Origin of the sequence: Polaribacter gangjinensis, from assembly GCF_038024125.1 — a bacterium.
Lineage (GTDB): Bacteria > Bacteroidota > Bacteroidia > Flavobacteriales > Flavobacteriaceae > Polaribacter > Polaribacter gangjinensis.
The window spans coordinates 422333-436236 of the sequence record NZ_CP150662.1 but is presented as its reverse complement, the minus strand read 5'-3'; the positions used below and the strand labels follow the sequence as shown (position 1 = coordinate 436236).

Below are 13904 nucleotides of genomic sequence, written 5' to 3'. Positions count from 1 at the left end.
TAATTTGGTAAAATATACAATCGTAAAGTTACTTAAATTCCCTCATTTTTGACTTATCAAAGGTCAATTGAATGTAATTTTTTAATAGCAAAAATAAAAAAGCCCAAGAAATCTTGAGCTTTTGAGTTGGTTACTGAATCTTGAATCAGTTATTTATTCAAATTAAAAGTATAAATTGTTTTATCATTTGCTTTGTAAAATAAATATCCTGCTGTTTCATCTACTTCATATTCAGGTTTTTTATCATTTAAAATGATTTCTTTAACCACTTTTCCTGTGTCTTTATTAACTTTTACCAAACCAACACCATCACTTAATTTTGTGAGCATAAATTGTGCATTCTCTGAGGCTGCTGTTGCTTTGAAACGTTTGGATAAATAGTCAAAAGATGCACCTGCAATTCCTGCAAACATATCTGCTGCACGTTTAGCCTCTTTACCATAATCATTATAGGAATCTAAATCATTAATGCTACCAAATGCTGAGCGATTTGCCCCAGCTCTAGCACTCATAGAAACCGCAAGTGCTGTACTGGTAACAGATACAATTCCGCCCATAATTTTACCAAACGTACTTCTTCCTGGAGATTTATGATACACTTTGTATTTTTCTTTTCCGTTAAAATCATACATTGCCATGTTTTGATTTGCTGATAAGAAAATACCTCCCTCTCTTATTTGCATCGTATTTGGGTCTTCTTTTTCATCAAATTCACAGTTTGCAAAGTCAGCTACATTTCCGGTAGTTGCATCAATTACTTTTATCTTTCCATCTGCTACTATCAAATATCGATTGTTTTTACTGTCAAAAGTTGATGCTACTGAGGTTGCTTTTTTATATTTCAGGGGTTTATTCCAAACAGTTTCACCAGAAGAAAGATTTACAATGTTGGCGTCTTCACTGGTTATATAGATTAATCCTTGTTTACTTTCAGCCATGACTAAAATATTTTCTCCGGTTTTTAGTGGTTTTTTGAATAATGGCGTTCCATCAAAAGAAATTTTATTGATTCCGCCTTCATAAATTCCGAATAAAATTCCATCTTTAGTTATGTAAAAATGCTGCACATATCCATTTGTTTTTGGCGCTTTATCCCACAAATCTTCTCCAGATGTTGCGCTTAAAAAAGCAATATGGCTTTGTGCTTTTGCGGCAAACATTTTATTTCCTGAGGGTTGTACGTTGCTAACAATCGCAATTCCTTGAGGTAAAATTTCAAAATTAGAAACAGTACCTTTTACTTTGCGATCATCTTTCCATAAAGCTTCACCATTTGTGTCGCCAATTTTATGAATTCTAGTATTATTACCATTGTTAACACTTTCAAAAGCATAAATTTCATTTTCAGCATCATTAGCAACCATCCAACCCACATTTTTAATCTTACTCGTCCATAATTCTTTTCCATCATGGCTCATGGCTAAAATTCCTTGTGCAGTAGGAATCAACATTGATTTTTTAAGCAGTAATGGAGTGCCAGTTACGCTAAAATCTTTGGCTACACCTACTCTACCAGGCTTGTCTAAGAAAAACGAATACTCATTTTTTCCGGTTTCTAAATCATACACTGCTATTTTTGGAACTTGACTTTCGAACTTTGCATCACTTTTTTGCAAACCACTGACCACTAATTTGTTTTGAGGTAACATGACATCGCAAGTGTAAATTTGTTTCCATTCTAACTCTTCAGAATTGAATAATACTTTTCCTTTTACATAATCTATCACAGCTCGTTTTGTTTTACCAAAAGCGCCAAATCCTGTTGATTTTCCTTGAGAAACGATAATATAAGGAGTTAACGGAACGAATTCAGTTTCTTCGGGTTTTAGTTGACCGAAGTTGGTAAAACTAAAAATTGGTGTTGACTCTGAGGGTTTAATTCCTACCAAACCATCATTGGTTGCTACTACCAAAACGCCCCCAACTGTCAATGTCATTTCGTTGATTTTAGCACCTAAATCATAGCTATTTTCAGGAGTTTCCGATTTTTGTGCATTGCTCGAAAAAGCCACTAAAAGCAAAAAAATGAATGTAGTTTTTATCAATAGTTTCATAATATTTAGTTTTAAATAAATTTTTTCGTAAAACTATTGATTGAATATGCTAAGCAAAATAAGGCAAATGCCCTAAATTCTAAAAATTAAAGTTTTAAAATATCAAATGATTTATTTCAAAATGTGCGCATACTTTTCTTTATTCTCAAAAAGTACCCAAAGGTTTATGAACATTAAAACGATTGCCATTGGCATACCATCAGGAATATTTACAATATGAGTTAAGACTATACCTACCATAATTGGCAAGATTATAATTGCACCTAAAGCTCTAGTTTTTGGAATTATAAAAAGCAAACCTGCTATAATTTCTACCATTCCCACTAATGGCATTAACCAGCCTATAGTTGTAAATGCTTCCATTACTTTTATAGTATTTTCGGGCATTTCTGCAGGCATTGGCATGTAATTGAAAAATTTATTCAACCCAGAATTGATAAAAAGTAAGCCGAATAAAAGACTGATAACGAAAAGAATTTTGTTTTTCATGATTTGTAAGTTTTAAAGAGTATTGGTTGGAGTTACAATTAATAAAAGTAATATTTATGAAAACTGATATAAATATATGATAAAAATAAATACCTTTATTTTATAAATATATTTTGAAAAAAATCTAACGATGGAATTTTATAATTTATTAAATAAAAAACCCAAGAAGTAAATTCTTGGGCTTTTATCTTAAAATTTATTGTTACAATTATTTAAAGTTGATTTTACGCATACGTAAACTAGCTGGAGTAACCTCTAAATACTCATCATCTCTAATATATTCCATACATTCTTCTAATGAAAAATCTACTTTTGGAGCAATTTTTACACCTTCATCAGTACCAGAAGCTCTTACGTTGGTTAGTTTTTTTCCTTTAATCAAATTTACAGCCATATCATCTTGCTTGTTGTTTTCACCAACCACTTGGCCTGCGTAAATTTCTTGATTCGGATCTATAAAAAAACGACCTCTGTCTTGCAATCTGTCAATAGCATAAGCAGTTGCTTTACCAGTTTCTGATGAAACAATCGCTCCTTTTAATTCGTCAGCAAACTCACCTTTATAAGGCCCGTATTCAGAAAAACGGTGATTGATGATTGCTTTACCAGCTGTAGCTGTTAATATTTTGTTTCGCAAACCAATCAATCCTCTTGATGGAATGGTAAATTCTAAGTGTTGCAAATCTCCTTTAGGCTCCATAATTAGTAAATCACCTTTACGCAATGAAACCAAATTGATAGCTCTAGATGCCACATCTTCAGGTACATCAATAGAAAGTGTTTCGTAAGGTTCTGATTTTACACCATCAATATCTTTCATGATTACTTTAGGTCTTCCAACCTGTAGCTCATAACCTTCTCTACGCATTGTTTCGATTAAAACGGATAAATGCAATACTCCACGTCCAAAAACATTGAATTTATCTTCGGTATCTGTATCATCAACACGAAGAGCTAAGTTTTTTTCTGTTTCTTTTTTCAAACGATCACGTAAATGACGAGAAGTTACAAACTTTCCTTCTTTTCCAAAAAAAGGAGAATTGTTAATGGTAAACAACATACTCATAGTAGGTTGATCAACTTCAATTCTTGGCAAAGCCTCTGGATTATCAGCATCAGCAATAGTATCACCAATATCAAAACCTTCAATTCCTGTGATGGCACAGATATCACCACTTCTTACTTTTGAGACTTTGACTTTTCCCATTCCTTCAAAAACATGCAATTCTTTGATGCGCACTTTTTTGAAAGAGCCATCAGCTTTACACAACATATAATCTTTATTTTCTTCTAAATCGCCTCTGTACACACGACCAATAGCGATTCTTCCGGTAAATGCTGAAAAATCTAATGAAGTAATTTGCATTTGAGGAGTTCCTACTCTATAAGGCGCTTCAGGAATAGATTCAATTACTGCATCTAATAAATCAACAATATTATCTTTAGGCTCTCTCCAATCTGTTGACATCCATCCATTTTTTGCAGAGCCATAAATGGTTGTAAAATCTAATTGCTCTTCGGTTGCCTCTAAAGCAAACATCAAATCAAACACTTTTTCATGCACCAAATCTGGCGTACAGTTTTCTTTGTCTACTTTATTTACAACCACAATTGGAGTTAAACCTAATTCAATAGCTTTACCCAATACAAAACGAGTTTGAGGCATTGGGCCTTCAAAAGCATCAACCAATAGTAAAACACCATCAGCCATTTTTAGTACACGTTCTACTTCTCCACCAAAATCAGCGTGACCAGGAGTATCAATTACATTGATTTTTACATCTTTATAAACTACAGAAACGTTTTTTGAAAGAATGGTAATTCCTCTTTCACGTTCTAAATCGTTGTTATCTAATAACAAATCTGTACGTTCTTTACGATCGTCTAAGATTTTTGCTTGGTCAATAATTTTATCTACTAATGTTGTTTTTCCGTGGTCAACGTGGGCAATGATTGCGATGTTTCTAATTGATTGCATAAGTGCGTTCTAAAATTTCGTGCAAAAGTAGTGCTTTATAAACAATTACACGAATTATAAATGATTAATTTAATTGGTTACTAAGAAAGGTAATTTTGAAATAAAAATAAATATAACTATTTATATATAAGGCACTTAAAAAACACTACAAAGATGTTTTGTCTTTTGTAGGATCATCTCTAAAAGCCGATGGTAAAATATCGGGAATCAATTTTACCAGTAAAGGCAACAACAAAGTGCCTCCTGGTAATAAAAAAACAGCCAATGCAGGTACAGATTTGCAGATGTCAATCAAATGGATTTTGACTTTTTCTTTTTCCTCTTCGTTCAGTTTTGTTTTGGTAGATTTTTTTATCAAATACATTGCCTCTTTGCTTTGCGACAGTTCTTGATATAAACGCAACTTGTTTCTTTGCAAAAGGGCTTTAATTTCTTCTTTACTTAGCATTTATAATTTTCTTCTTTTGCGCTCTGTAGTAAGTAGGTTTAATTCCCTACTTGTTTGTCCTGCTACAGAGGTGTTTTCTTCTGCTCTTCTTATCAAATAAGGCATTACATCACGTACAGGGCCAAAAGGTAAATATTTAGCAACGTTATACCCTTCTTTTGCTAGATTGAAACTGATGTGATCGCTCATTCCAAATAACTGACCAAACCACATGCGTTTGTCATTTTTTTCTATTTGATATTTGTTGGCGAGTTCCATCAATAAATACGAACTGTTTTCATTGTGAGTACCTGCAAACAAAGCCATTTTTGGATGTTCCATGATAAAATTGATGGCTGCATCGTAATTTTCATCAGTATCTTTTTTGGTGTCGCAAATGGGTGAACGATACCCTTTTTCTTCAGCTCTTTCACGCTCTTTTTCCATATATGCACCTCTCACCACTTTCATTCCTATGTGATATCCTTTTTCTTGTGCTTTGGCATATACTTTTTTCAAATAGTCCATTCTGTCATGTCTGTACATTTGTAAAGTATTGAAAACTATTGCTTTATCTTTATTATAAGTTTCCATTAAATTCTCAATCAATGCATCAGCAGCATCTTGCATCCAACTTTCTTCGGCATCAATTAAAATAGGAACATTTTTTTCTTGGGCTTTTTTACAAGCTTTGTGAAAGCGAGCTACTACTCTATTCCATTCTTCTTGTTCTTTGTCTGTCAAAGATTTTTTTTCTGTAATTTTTTGATACAACGCAAAACGTCCAAATCCTGTTGGTTTGAATACAGCAAAAGGAATAGATTTCTTTTCTTCGCAAAAATCAAGAATTTTTAAAATCTTTTGTAAAGCATCATCAAAGCTTGCTTCTTCGTCTTTACCTTCAACAGAGTAGTCTAATACACTGTGAACATTCCCTTCAGCATACATTTTTTCGATGACAGGTAAACAATCTTCTTCTGTAACTCCGCCACAAAAGTGATCAAAAACAGTTGAACGAATCAAACCCTCAATTGGTAAATGTGCTTTTAAAGCAAAATTTGTTACTGCAGATCCAATGCGAACCATGGGTTCATTTTGAATCATTTTAAACAAAAAATAGGCACGTTCGAGTTGAGAGTCTGATTTTAAAGAAAAAGCAACTTCGGTATTATCAAAAAGTTTCATAAATTAAGATACAAATAATTTGATTACAAAGATAGTTCAAGACTACAAATAATTAAATTATTTCTTTTTAATTTGCGCATCCAAAATAATCATTCATGCAAACGATTGAAGCAGCCACATATCCTGTTCATTTTCATCAAAAAGGATACAAAGCACTTAGAAAATTAGTAACCGATAAAAAGTATTCAAGTATTTTTATTTTGGTAGATGAAAATACATTAACTCATTGTTATCCAGTATTTTTAGAAAAACTGCAGCCCACTTTTGATGTTCAGTTGATTGAAATTCCATCTGGTGAAATTCATAAAAATTTAGAAACTTGTGTGGCTGTTTGGAACAAAATTACTGCTCTTGGTGCAGATAGAAAAAGTCTATTCATCACCCTTGGTGGTGGTGTTATTACTGATTTAGGTGGTTTTGTAGCTTCGTGTTTTAAACGTGGAATTGATTTTGTAAACATTCCAACCACATTATTATCTATGGTTGATGCATCAGTTGGAGGAAAAACTGGAGTTGATTTAGGCGTTTTGAAAAATCAAATTGGTTTGTTTGCCAATCCGCAAATGGTCATTGTTGATGATGAGTATTTGACAACTTTATCGCCTCGAGAAGTGACTTCAGGAATGGCAGAAATCATCAAATATGGTTTGACTTATGACATGAAACTATTTAATCAAGTAAAAGAGTCTAAAGAACAACAAATCAATGAATTAATACATCGTTCTATAGAAATAAAAAACGAAGTTGTTTTGCAAGACCCTAAAGAAAAACACTTGCGAAAAATTTTAAATTTCGGTCATACTTTAGGGCATGCTATTGAATCATTTTATTTAGAATCTGCCTCTAAAGAAACATTAACTCACGGTGAAGCAATTGCGATTGGTATGATTTGCGAAAGTTATCTTTCGTCTAAATTACTAAACTTTTCAGCTGCAAAAGTCGCAGAGATTAAAGAAACTATTTTATCTATTTATCCAAAAATCACCCTTGAAAAAGAGGACTTTTCTGAAATTATGGAGTTGCTAAAACATGATAAGAAAAATGTAAGTGGCAATGTAAATTTCGTATTGCTGTTTGATTTTGAAGATTATAAAATTGATTGTAAAGTTTCTGATGCTCTTATTATCGAGAGTTTAGAATACTATAATAGGTAATTCGGAATTTAATAATCACCTTTGATTATTCATTTCTGAAGCTAAGATTCGTTTTATTCAATCCAACTTTTAAAATCTTTTACGCGTTCTCTGCTTACAATAATTTCGGCTTCTGAATAAGATTCTAGTATCAATTTCAATCTTGAATTAGAGTACGCAATGATATCTTTGATGGCATTGATATTCACAATAAAAGTTCTGTTTACTCTGAAAAATTGTTCAGGATCTAATTGTTCTTGCCAAATTTCGAGTGAATTGTCTAACAAAAAACTTCTTTTTTCATTAGTAAAGCAATAAGTTGCTTTGTTTTCACTGTAAAAACATTCAATGTTATCGGTTGAAATTATTTTGATATGAGCCCCAACTTTTATAGACAACCGTCTTTTAAATTTTCTGTCTAAAGGATTGATTAATAGTTTTTTAATCTCATCTAAGTTTACCATTACTTCTTGCTTTTTGGGATGTAATTTAGTAAACTGTTGCACTGCTGCTGCCAATTCTTCTTCATCAATAGGCTTTAGTAAATAATCAATAGAGTTCAATTTAAAGGCTCTTAACGCGTACTCATCATAAGCAGTTGTAAAAATAATGGCACTTTTCACTTCTATCTCCTCAAAAATTTCAAAAGACAATCCGTCTGACAATTGAATGTCTAAAAAAATCAATTCAGGATGCTCGTTATTTTGCAACCAATTCAAGGATTCTTCAACAGAATGCAACATTTCTTGAACCTCAATATCCAACGCTTGTAACATTCTGCTGAGTCTTCTTGCAGCTGGCTTTTCGTCTTCGATAATGACAACTTTCATTATTACTTAAGGTTTTTGTATTGGTTGTTTTCTTTCTCTAAAAACTCTTTGATTTTTCGTTCTTCCCAATCTTTTCCAAAACCTAAAAATTTAGTTCCAAAAACCCCAAACCAGTGAAAAAACAACCCTATTCCCCAGAATAATGGTGTTGAATACACTCCGAAATTGCTCAATGCTTCTGTAAAACTTTCTCCACTTCTCATCAATCCGAAGATTATGATACCGCTGATAAAAATATTTACCGAAATAAATACGACCAAATGCACATAAAATCCTTTGATGTCTTTGACTCTTTTTTTGGCTCTATTATAACTCTGTTCTTTTAAAAATTGCTGTTCCATGTTAGTTGTTATTTTGATTCATAAATTCTCTTATTTTGCGCTCTTCCCAGTCTTTTCCTAGGCCTAATAATTGAAAACCAAAAATTCCTAACCAATGAAAAAACAATCCTAATCCCCATCCTAAGGTAGAAAACCAAAACCAATGAAAACCAGGGGTAAATCTTAAATTTACAAATATAATTACCGGGATTACAAGGCAATACGATGCTAAATGTGCATAAAAACCTTTGATTTCTTTGACTCTTTTTTGAGCTCTTTCGTAAGCTTGCTGATTGTTAAATGTTGAATTCATAGTGCTTATTTTTTATTTTCTTGATTCATTAATTCTTTTATTTTGCGCTCTTCCCAGTTTTTTCCTAAAAATATATTGAAATTTTGTACTTCTAAATATTTAAATATCAAACTAATACCCCAAAATATCAATGGAAACCAAAACCATTTAAAATCCGGTGAAAATTCCAAATTGATATAAATTAAAAGTGGAATTACAATGCAATAAGAGACTAAACTTTGATAAAATTCTTTCAATCTTTCCACTTTTTCTATAGCTCTTGCGTACTTACTATTTTCTATATTTTCTTGATACATGATGTCGTTCATTTTAATTAAGAGAGGAATCCTCACCTTAAATGTTTTGTTATTATTTTCTACTTGCACACTTTTATGAGTGATTAATCCATACCTGTCAGCAATATTTTGCAACCCAACTTTGGTACTTTTTCCTACAGCCTCTTTAGGGTTTACATTGTTTTCTATCACCAAATAATCATTTTCTTCATAAATACTGATTATCAATGGTTTTGATGATGAAACTACATTGTGTTTCACAGCATTTTCGAGTAATAATTGCAACGAAAGTGGTACAATTTTCAACTCTTGATTGCTTACAGATGCTGGAATATTGAATTGTACAGCATCTTCAAAACGCATTCCTAAAAGCTCCATATAGGTTTTAGCAAAGGTCAATTCTTCAGTTAAGGGAATTAAATCTTTATTTCTTTGCTCTAAAACATACCTGTATACTTTAGACAATTTGGTAGTGAATTTTTCTGCTTGACTTGGATTTTCACTGATTAAACTTGTCAATACATTCAAACTATTGAATAAAAAATGAGGATCAATCTGACTTTTTAAAGATTCGAATTTGGCGGTTTCTGTTTTTGCAACAATTTCTTGTTGTGTACTTTCTTGTTTTACTGATTTTTTCCAAGCAATCATAAAACTTCTTGCATGTAAAAAAGCTGAAATTCCGAAAGAAAGAATGATGAAAAATAAATGTGTCCAAAGATATTTACCATGTAAAAAAGCATCAGCACTTACACCTGGAATGATCACAAATTGCAAGTAATTGATCAATAAAACTACAGGAACAGTGTAGCCAATTGTGGCTATAACACCAGACCAAACACGTTTTTTTGTATGCTCAATCCAAGACCATTTATTACTCAAATAATCATTCAACAAACCCTGACCAAAACCCAATCCAAAAGAATAGATGCCTGATACTACAAAAGAAAAAACTATCGATTTTACATCAAAATTTTGATTGACAATCGTAAAAAAGACTCCAAAAATAAGGGTGATTTTTAAGGTGATGATTACCCCTTCCCTTACATTTTCTTTTGTGATACCAGCTATCATTTTATTCAATTTTTATAGTTGCAAAGAATCTTAAAATTTAATTTTTAAAGATACATTTTTCTCTGAAACTGCAAACTTTGCGCCTTCAAATGTTGGAGGTCCAAAAGTCATTACATTGTTAGATGCACCATAATCTTCAGTTGGCATTCCGTTAGAAGAAAAATCCATTTTATCATTGTCATTTTTGTCATGATAACAAATAATGGCATACTCTCCAAAAGGCACATTTTCAAAAGTTACCAAACTCTTTCCTTCTACAATTTTGGCATTGCTTGCCTGAATAGGTTTTAGCATAAAAGATGCTTTATCATACAAGGCAAAACCTACTTTTCCACTATCAGAAGTAACATTGATAACTTCTGCTGTGATACTTGCTTTTTCTTGGGCAATTACTGAATTCGTGATGAATAAAACTGCCATGACTACGATTGATGTTACTAATTTCATAATTTTTATTTTTTAAGATTAATGATGCCACAAAAGTGCGACAGGATATTCTCTAAAAAAATTGATTGTAACCGAACTGTCATTTTTATAGGATGAATTGTTAATAATGAAAACTCACTATTTTTAATAAAATCAGATCCTAAAAAAAATTGCCAAAAATGTATTTATTTGGTTAAATGATACCAAATTCATAAATCAACCCTTATTTTAGTTACGATTCCATAAAACTTGTAAAAAAATAACTCATTTTTAATAATAAGTTTTAAAAAATATATACTTTTACTCCATGATTCAAGTAATTAGAAATAAAAATTATACTTCAATAGTTCCCAGTAAGCGTTTGCATTGCAGACGCTGTTAATCTTTTTTAAAGAGATCGAATTTATTTAAGTATAACCCATTTTTATTTTCATGAAACAATCAACCAAAGCTCATCAACATTTTCAAGTTATTTTACACAATAACAATGTTACAATTTCTCGTCATTTTACCACGCGCCCTTAGGCGTTTGTGCATCATTACAGAATTAGGTGAGTCCAATTCTACTCAAGAAAAATCGACAAAAAACATTTTTAAACTTACTAAATTTCAATTTCAATGAAAATTGTCATTGCTGATAAATCCCATATTGGATACGCAGAAATAATATGTAAAACCATCGAAGATGCTGCCAAAGTTAGAGGCACAGGAATTGCTAAGCGTAAACCTGAATATATTGCCACCAAAATGGAAAATGGCAATGCTGTTATTGCACTAGATGGCGATAAATTTGCTGGATTTTGTTATATCGAAAAATGGGGACATGGAAAATTTGTCGCCAACTCAGGATTGATAGTTCATCCTGATTACAGAGGCTTAGGACTGTCAAAAAAAATCAAACAAGTTATTTTTGAACATTCTAGAAAAAAGTTTCCAGATGCTAAAATATTCAGTATTACTACTGGTTTAGCGGTTATGAAACTCAACACAAGCTTAGGGTACAAACCAGTTACTTTCTCTGAATTGACAGACGATCCTACTTTTTGGGATGGTTGTCAAACTTGTGTAAACTATGATGTTTTAACACGAACAAATCGTAAAATGTGTTTGTGTACTGGCATGCTGTATGATCCAAACAATCAATCAAAAGAAGAACCTAAAAAAATCAAAGAGAAGGTCTTTTATAGACTTAAAAACATGAAACAAAACTTGTTCTTAAAAAAAGAAAAGAAATGAAAAAACTAGTTATTGCTTATAGTGGAGGTTTAGATACTTCGTATTGTGCTGTAAAATTATCAAAAAAATACAAAGTACATGCAGTTACTGTAAATACAGGTGGTTTTACTGCTGATGATATCAAAAACATTGAAAGTAATGCCTATAAAATGGGAGTTACTACTTATAAATGTATAGATGCTGTATCGTCTTTTTATGAAAAAGTAGTAAAATATTTGGTGTACGGAAATGTATTGAAAAACAATACGTATCCTTTATCTGTAAGTGCTGAGCGTATTATTCAGGCTATTGAAATCATTGAATATGCCAAAAGTATCAACGCCGAATTTATTGCTCACGGAAGTACAGGAGCAGGAAATGATCAAGTGCGGTTTGACATGATTTTTCAAACTTTAGCTCCTCATATTGGCATCATCACTCCTATCAGAGATGAAAAATTAACAAGACAAGAAGAAATTGATTATTTAAAATCTGAAGGCATCAACATGCCTTGGGAAAAAGCCAAATATTCTGTAAACAAAGGTTTGTGGGGAACAAGTGTTGGTGGTGAAGAAACCTTAACATCAACCATGCCTTTGCCAGAAAGTGCCTATCCATCTCAATTGGTAAAAGAAGGGTATCAAAAAGTAGTGTTGACATTTAACAAAGGAAATTTAGTGGCTGTAAATGGCAAAATTGATGATCCTGAAAAATGCATTGAATTGCTCAACAGTTTTGCTACAAAATACGCCATTGGTAGAGATATTCATGTGGGTGATACTATTGTTGGTATTAAAGGAAGAGTTGGTTTTGAGGCTGCTGCTGCATTGATTACCATTAAAGCGCATCATTTGTTAGAAAAACATACACTTACCAAATGGCAATTGCAACACAAAGAATATTTGGCGAGTTTTTACGGAATGCATTTGCACGAAGGCCAATATTTAGATCCTGTAATGAGAAACATCGAAGCATTTTTAGAAAGTAGCCAAAAGAACGTTTCTGGAAGTGTGTTTGTTACTTTAAGACCTTACCATTTTACATTGGATGGCGTTTCATCACCTCATGATTTGATGAATGCAAAATTCGGAAGTTATGGTGAAGAAAATAAAGTTTGGACAGCTGATGATGCCAAAGGATTCATCAAAATTTTAGGCAATCAAAATAAAATATATCAGCAAGTAAATAACGACGAATTATGATTCAAGTGGGAATTATTGGTGGTGCAGGATATACCGCTGGCGAATTGATCAGATTGTTATTGCATCATCCAAAAACCGAAATCAACTTTGTGTACAGCACTTCCAATGCAGGAAATAAAATTTACGACGTACATCAAGATTTAGTTGGTGATACTGAGTTGAAGTTTATAGATACTGTCAATCCTGATGTTGATGTCTTATTTTTATGCTTAGGACATGGAAATTCGACACAGTTTTTAAAAGAAAACACCTTTTCTAAAAACACTAAAATTATTGATTTAAGCAATGATTTTAGATTGGAATCTTCGAGTATTATTGATGGTAAAGCATTTGTGTATGGTTTGCCTGAATTGCAAAAAGAAGCGATCAAAAAAGCGAATTATATTGCGAATCCAGGTTGTTTTGCAACGGCTTTGCAATTGGCAATTTTACCGTTAGCAGCCCATAAATTGTTGTTTGATGATATTCACATTCACGCTGTAACTGGCGCAACTGGTGCAGGAACTGCTGTTTCAGCAACTTCGCATTTTCCTTGGCGAGACAATAATTTTTCGCATTACAAGGCTTTTTCACATCAACATTTGGATGAAATCAATCAAACTGTACAAAACTTACAACCTAATTTTTCATCAGAAATCAATTTTATTCCCAATAGAGGAAACTTTTCAAGAGGAATTTTCGCAACTATTTATACAAAGTTTAAAGGTTCAGTTTCAGATGCCAAAGAATTGTATCAAGACTTTTACAAAGAAGCTGCTTTTACGTTTATTACCGAAAATGATTTGCATTTAAAACAAGTAGTGAACACGAATAAATGTTTGTTGCATTTGTCAAAACAGAATGATAAATTATTGATTACAAGTGTTATAGATAATTTATTAAAAGGAGCTTCTGGTCAAGCCATTCAAAATATGAATTTGATGTTTGGTTTTGAAGAAACTTTAGGATTGCACAGCAAAGCCAATTATTTTTAAATAAACTAC

At 32.1% G+C, this 13904-nt stretch carries 14 protein-coding genes; 4 read left to right on the top strand and 10 right to left on the bottom strand.

Annotated elements, in window-relative coordinates; genetic code table 11:
- Positions 1-149: 149 nt before the first annotated feature.
- The 5 genes from WHA43_RS01900 to WHA43_RS01880 form a co-directional block, all read right to left on the bottom strand.
- Entirely contained in the window at positions 150-2054 is a 1905-nt protein-coding gene (locus tag WHA43_RS01900) for a PQQ-binding-like beta-propeller repeat protein (RefSeq protein WP_105045477.1), read from the bottom strand.
- Between the two features lie 111 nt (positions 2055-2165).
- A complete protein-coding gene (locus tag WHA43_RS01895; protein ID WP_105045476.1) occupies positions 2166-2543 on the bottom strand; it encodes a DoxX family protein in 378 nt (125 codons plus the stop codon).
- A 208-nt stretch (positions 2544-2751) separates the two neighbouring features.
- Positions 2752-4521 (bottom strand): translational GTPase TypA, encoded by a 1770-nt coding sequence (gene typA / locus WHA43_RS01890; RefSeq protein WP_105045475.1) that lies wholly within the window; start codon positions 4519-4521, stop codon positions 2752-2754.
- Between the two features lie 145 nt (positions 4522-4666).
- Complete coding sequence (locus tag WHA43_RS01885; protein ID WP_105045474.1) at positions 4667-4969, bottom strand: LETM1 domain-containing protein; 303 nt, start codon at positions 4967-4969, stop codon at positions 4667-4669.
- A complete protein-coding gene (locus WHA43_RS01880; RefSeq protein ID WP_105045473.1) occupies positions 4970-6133 on the bottom strand; it encodes a proline dehydrogenase family protein in 1164 nt (387 codons plus the stop codon).
- Between the two features lie 95 nt (positions 6134-6228).
- On the opposite strand from WHA43_RS01880, the gene aroB reads away from it, so the two are divergent.
- On the top strand, positions 6229-7287 hold the full coding sequence (gene aroB / locus WHA43_RS01875) for a 3-dehydroquinate synthase (protein WP_105045472.1): 1059 nt from the start codon (positions 6229-6231) through the stop codon (positions 7285-7287).
- Positions 7288-7340: 53 nt separating this feature from the next.
- On the opposite strand, the gene WHA43_RS01870 is transcribed toward aroB, so the two are convergent.
- From WHA43_RS01870 to WHA43_RS01850, 5 genes are read right to left on the bottom strand one after another with little or no spacing between them, the layout of a single operon-like run.
- Entirely contained in the window at positions 7341-8096 is a 756-nt protein-coding gene (locus WHA43_RS01870; protein ID WP_105045471.1) for a LytR/AlgR family response regulator transcription factor, read from the bottom strand.
- Positions 8097-8098: 2 nt separating this feature from the next.
- Positions 8099-8437, bottom strand: a complete 339-nt coding sequence (locus tag WHA43_RS01865) for a 2TM domain-containing protein (RefSeq protein WP_105045470.1) — start codon at positions 8435-8437, stop codon at positions 8099-8101.
- A 1-nt stretch (position 8438) separates the two neighbouring features.
- Positions 8439-8729, bottom strand: coding sequence for a 2TM domain-containing protein (locus WHA43_RS01860; protein WP_105045469.1), 291 nt, complete (start codon positions 8727-8729; stop codon positions 8439-8441).
- Positions 8730-8734: 5 nt separating this feature from the next.
- On the bottom strand, positions 8735-10078 hold the full coding sequence (locus tag WHA43_RS01855) for a histidine kinase (RefSeq protein ID WP_105045468.1): 1344 nt from the start codon (positions 10076-10078) through the stop codon (positions 8735-8737).
- A 30-nt stretch (positions 10079-10108) separates the two neighbouring features.
- Positions 10109-10525, bottom strand: a complete 417-nt coding sequence (locus tag WHA43_RS01850; protein WP_105045467.1) for a DUF2141 domain-containing protein — start codon at positions 10523-10525, stop codon at positions 10109-10111.
- Between the two features lie 597 nt (positions 10526-11122).
- Here WHA43_RS01850 and WHA43_RS01845 point away from each other — a divergent pair.
- The 3 genes from WHA43_RS01845 to argC are packed head-to-tail and all read left to right on the top strand — an operon-like array spanning position 11123 to position 13895.
- Positions 11123-11740 (top strand): GNAT family N-acetyltransferase, encoded by a 618-nt coding sequence (locus WHA43_RS01845; RefSeq protein WP_105045466.1) that lies wholly within the window; start codon positions 11123-11125, stop codon positions 11738-11740.
- A complete protein-coding gene (locus tag WHA43_RS01840; protein WP_105045465.1) occupies positions 11737-12921 on the top strand; it encodes an argininosuccinate synthase in 1185 nt (394 codons plus the stop codon). Before WHA43_RS01845 ends, WHA43_RS01840 begins: the two co-directional genes overlap by 4 nt.
- Positions 12918-13895 carry an N-acetyl-gamma-glutamyl-phosphate reductase gene (gene argC, locus WHA43_RS01835; protein ID WP_105045464.1) on the top strand — a complete coding sequence of 326 codons (978 nt, stop codon included), beginning with the start codon at positions 12918-12920 and terminating at the stop codon, positions 13893-13895. Before WHA43_RS01840 ends, argC begins: the two co-directional genes overlap by 4 nt.
- Positions 13896-13904 lie beyond the last annotated feature (9 nt).

Bases quoted from the DNA above. Each gene is read 5' to 3' on its own strand.
- WHA43_RS01900 (WP_105045477.1), bottom strand. From the start codon at position 2,054: ATGAAACTATTGATAAAAACTACATTCATTTTTTTGCTTTTAGTGGCT.
- WHA43_RS01895 (WP_105045476.1), bottom strand. From the start codon at position 2,543: ATGAAAAACAAAATTCTTTTCGTTATCAGTCTTTTATTCGGCTTACTT.
- typA (WP_105045475.1), bottom strand. From the start codon at position 4,521: ATGCAATCAATTAGAAACATCGCAATCATTGCCCACGTTGACCACGGA.
- WHA43_RS01885 (WP_105045474.1), bottom strand. From the start codon at position 4,969: ATGCTAAGTAAAGAAGAAATTAAAGCCCTTTTGCAAAGAAACAAGTTG.
- WHA43_RS01880 (WP_105045473.1), bottom strand. From the start codon at position 6,133: ATGAAACTTTTTGATAATACCGAAGTTGCTTTTTCTTTAAAATCAGAC.
- aroB (WP_105045472.1), top strand. From the start codon at position 6,229: ATGCAAACGATTGAAGCAGCCACATATCCTGTTCATTTTCATCAAAAA.
- WHA43_RS01870 (WP_105045471.1), bottom strand. From the start codon at position 8,096: ATGAAAGTTGTCATTATCGAAGACGAAAAGCCAGCTGCAAGAAGACTC.
- WHA43_RS01865 (WP_105045470.1), bottom strand. From the start codon at position 8,437: ATGGAACAGCAATTTTTAAAAGAACAGAGTTATAATAGAGCCAAAAAA.
- WHA43_RS01860 (WP_105045469.1), bottom strand. From the start codon at position 8,729: ATGAATTCAACATTTAACAATCAGCAAGCTTACGAAAGAGCTCAAAAA.
- WHA43_RS01855 (WP_105045468.1), bottom strand. From the start codon at position 10,078: ATGATAGCTGGTATCACAAAAGAAAATGTAAGGGAAGGGGTAATCATC.
- WHA43_RS01850 (WP_105045467.1), bottom strand. From the start codon at position 10,525: ATGAAATTAGTAACATCAATCGTAGTCATGGCAGTTTTATTCATCACG.
- WHA43_RS01845 (WP_105045466.1), top strand. From the start codon at position 11,123: ATGAAAATTGTCATTGCTGATAAATCCCATATTGGATACGCAGAAATA.
- WHA43_RS01840 (WP_105045465.1), top strand. From the start codon at position 11,737: ATGAAAAAACTAGTTATTGCTTATAGTGGAGGTTTAGATACTTCGTAT.
- argC (WP_105045464.1), top strand. From the start codon at position 12,918: ATGATTCAAGTGGGAATTATTGGTGGTGCAGGATATACCGCTGGCGAA.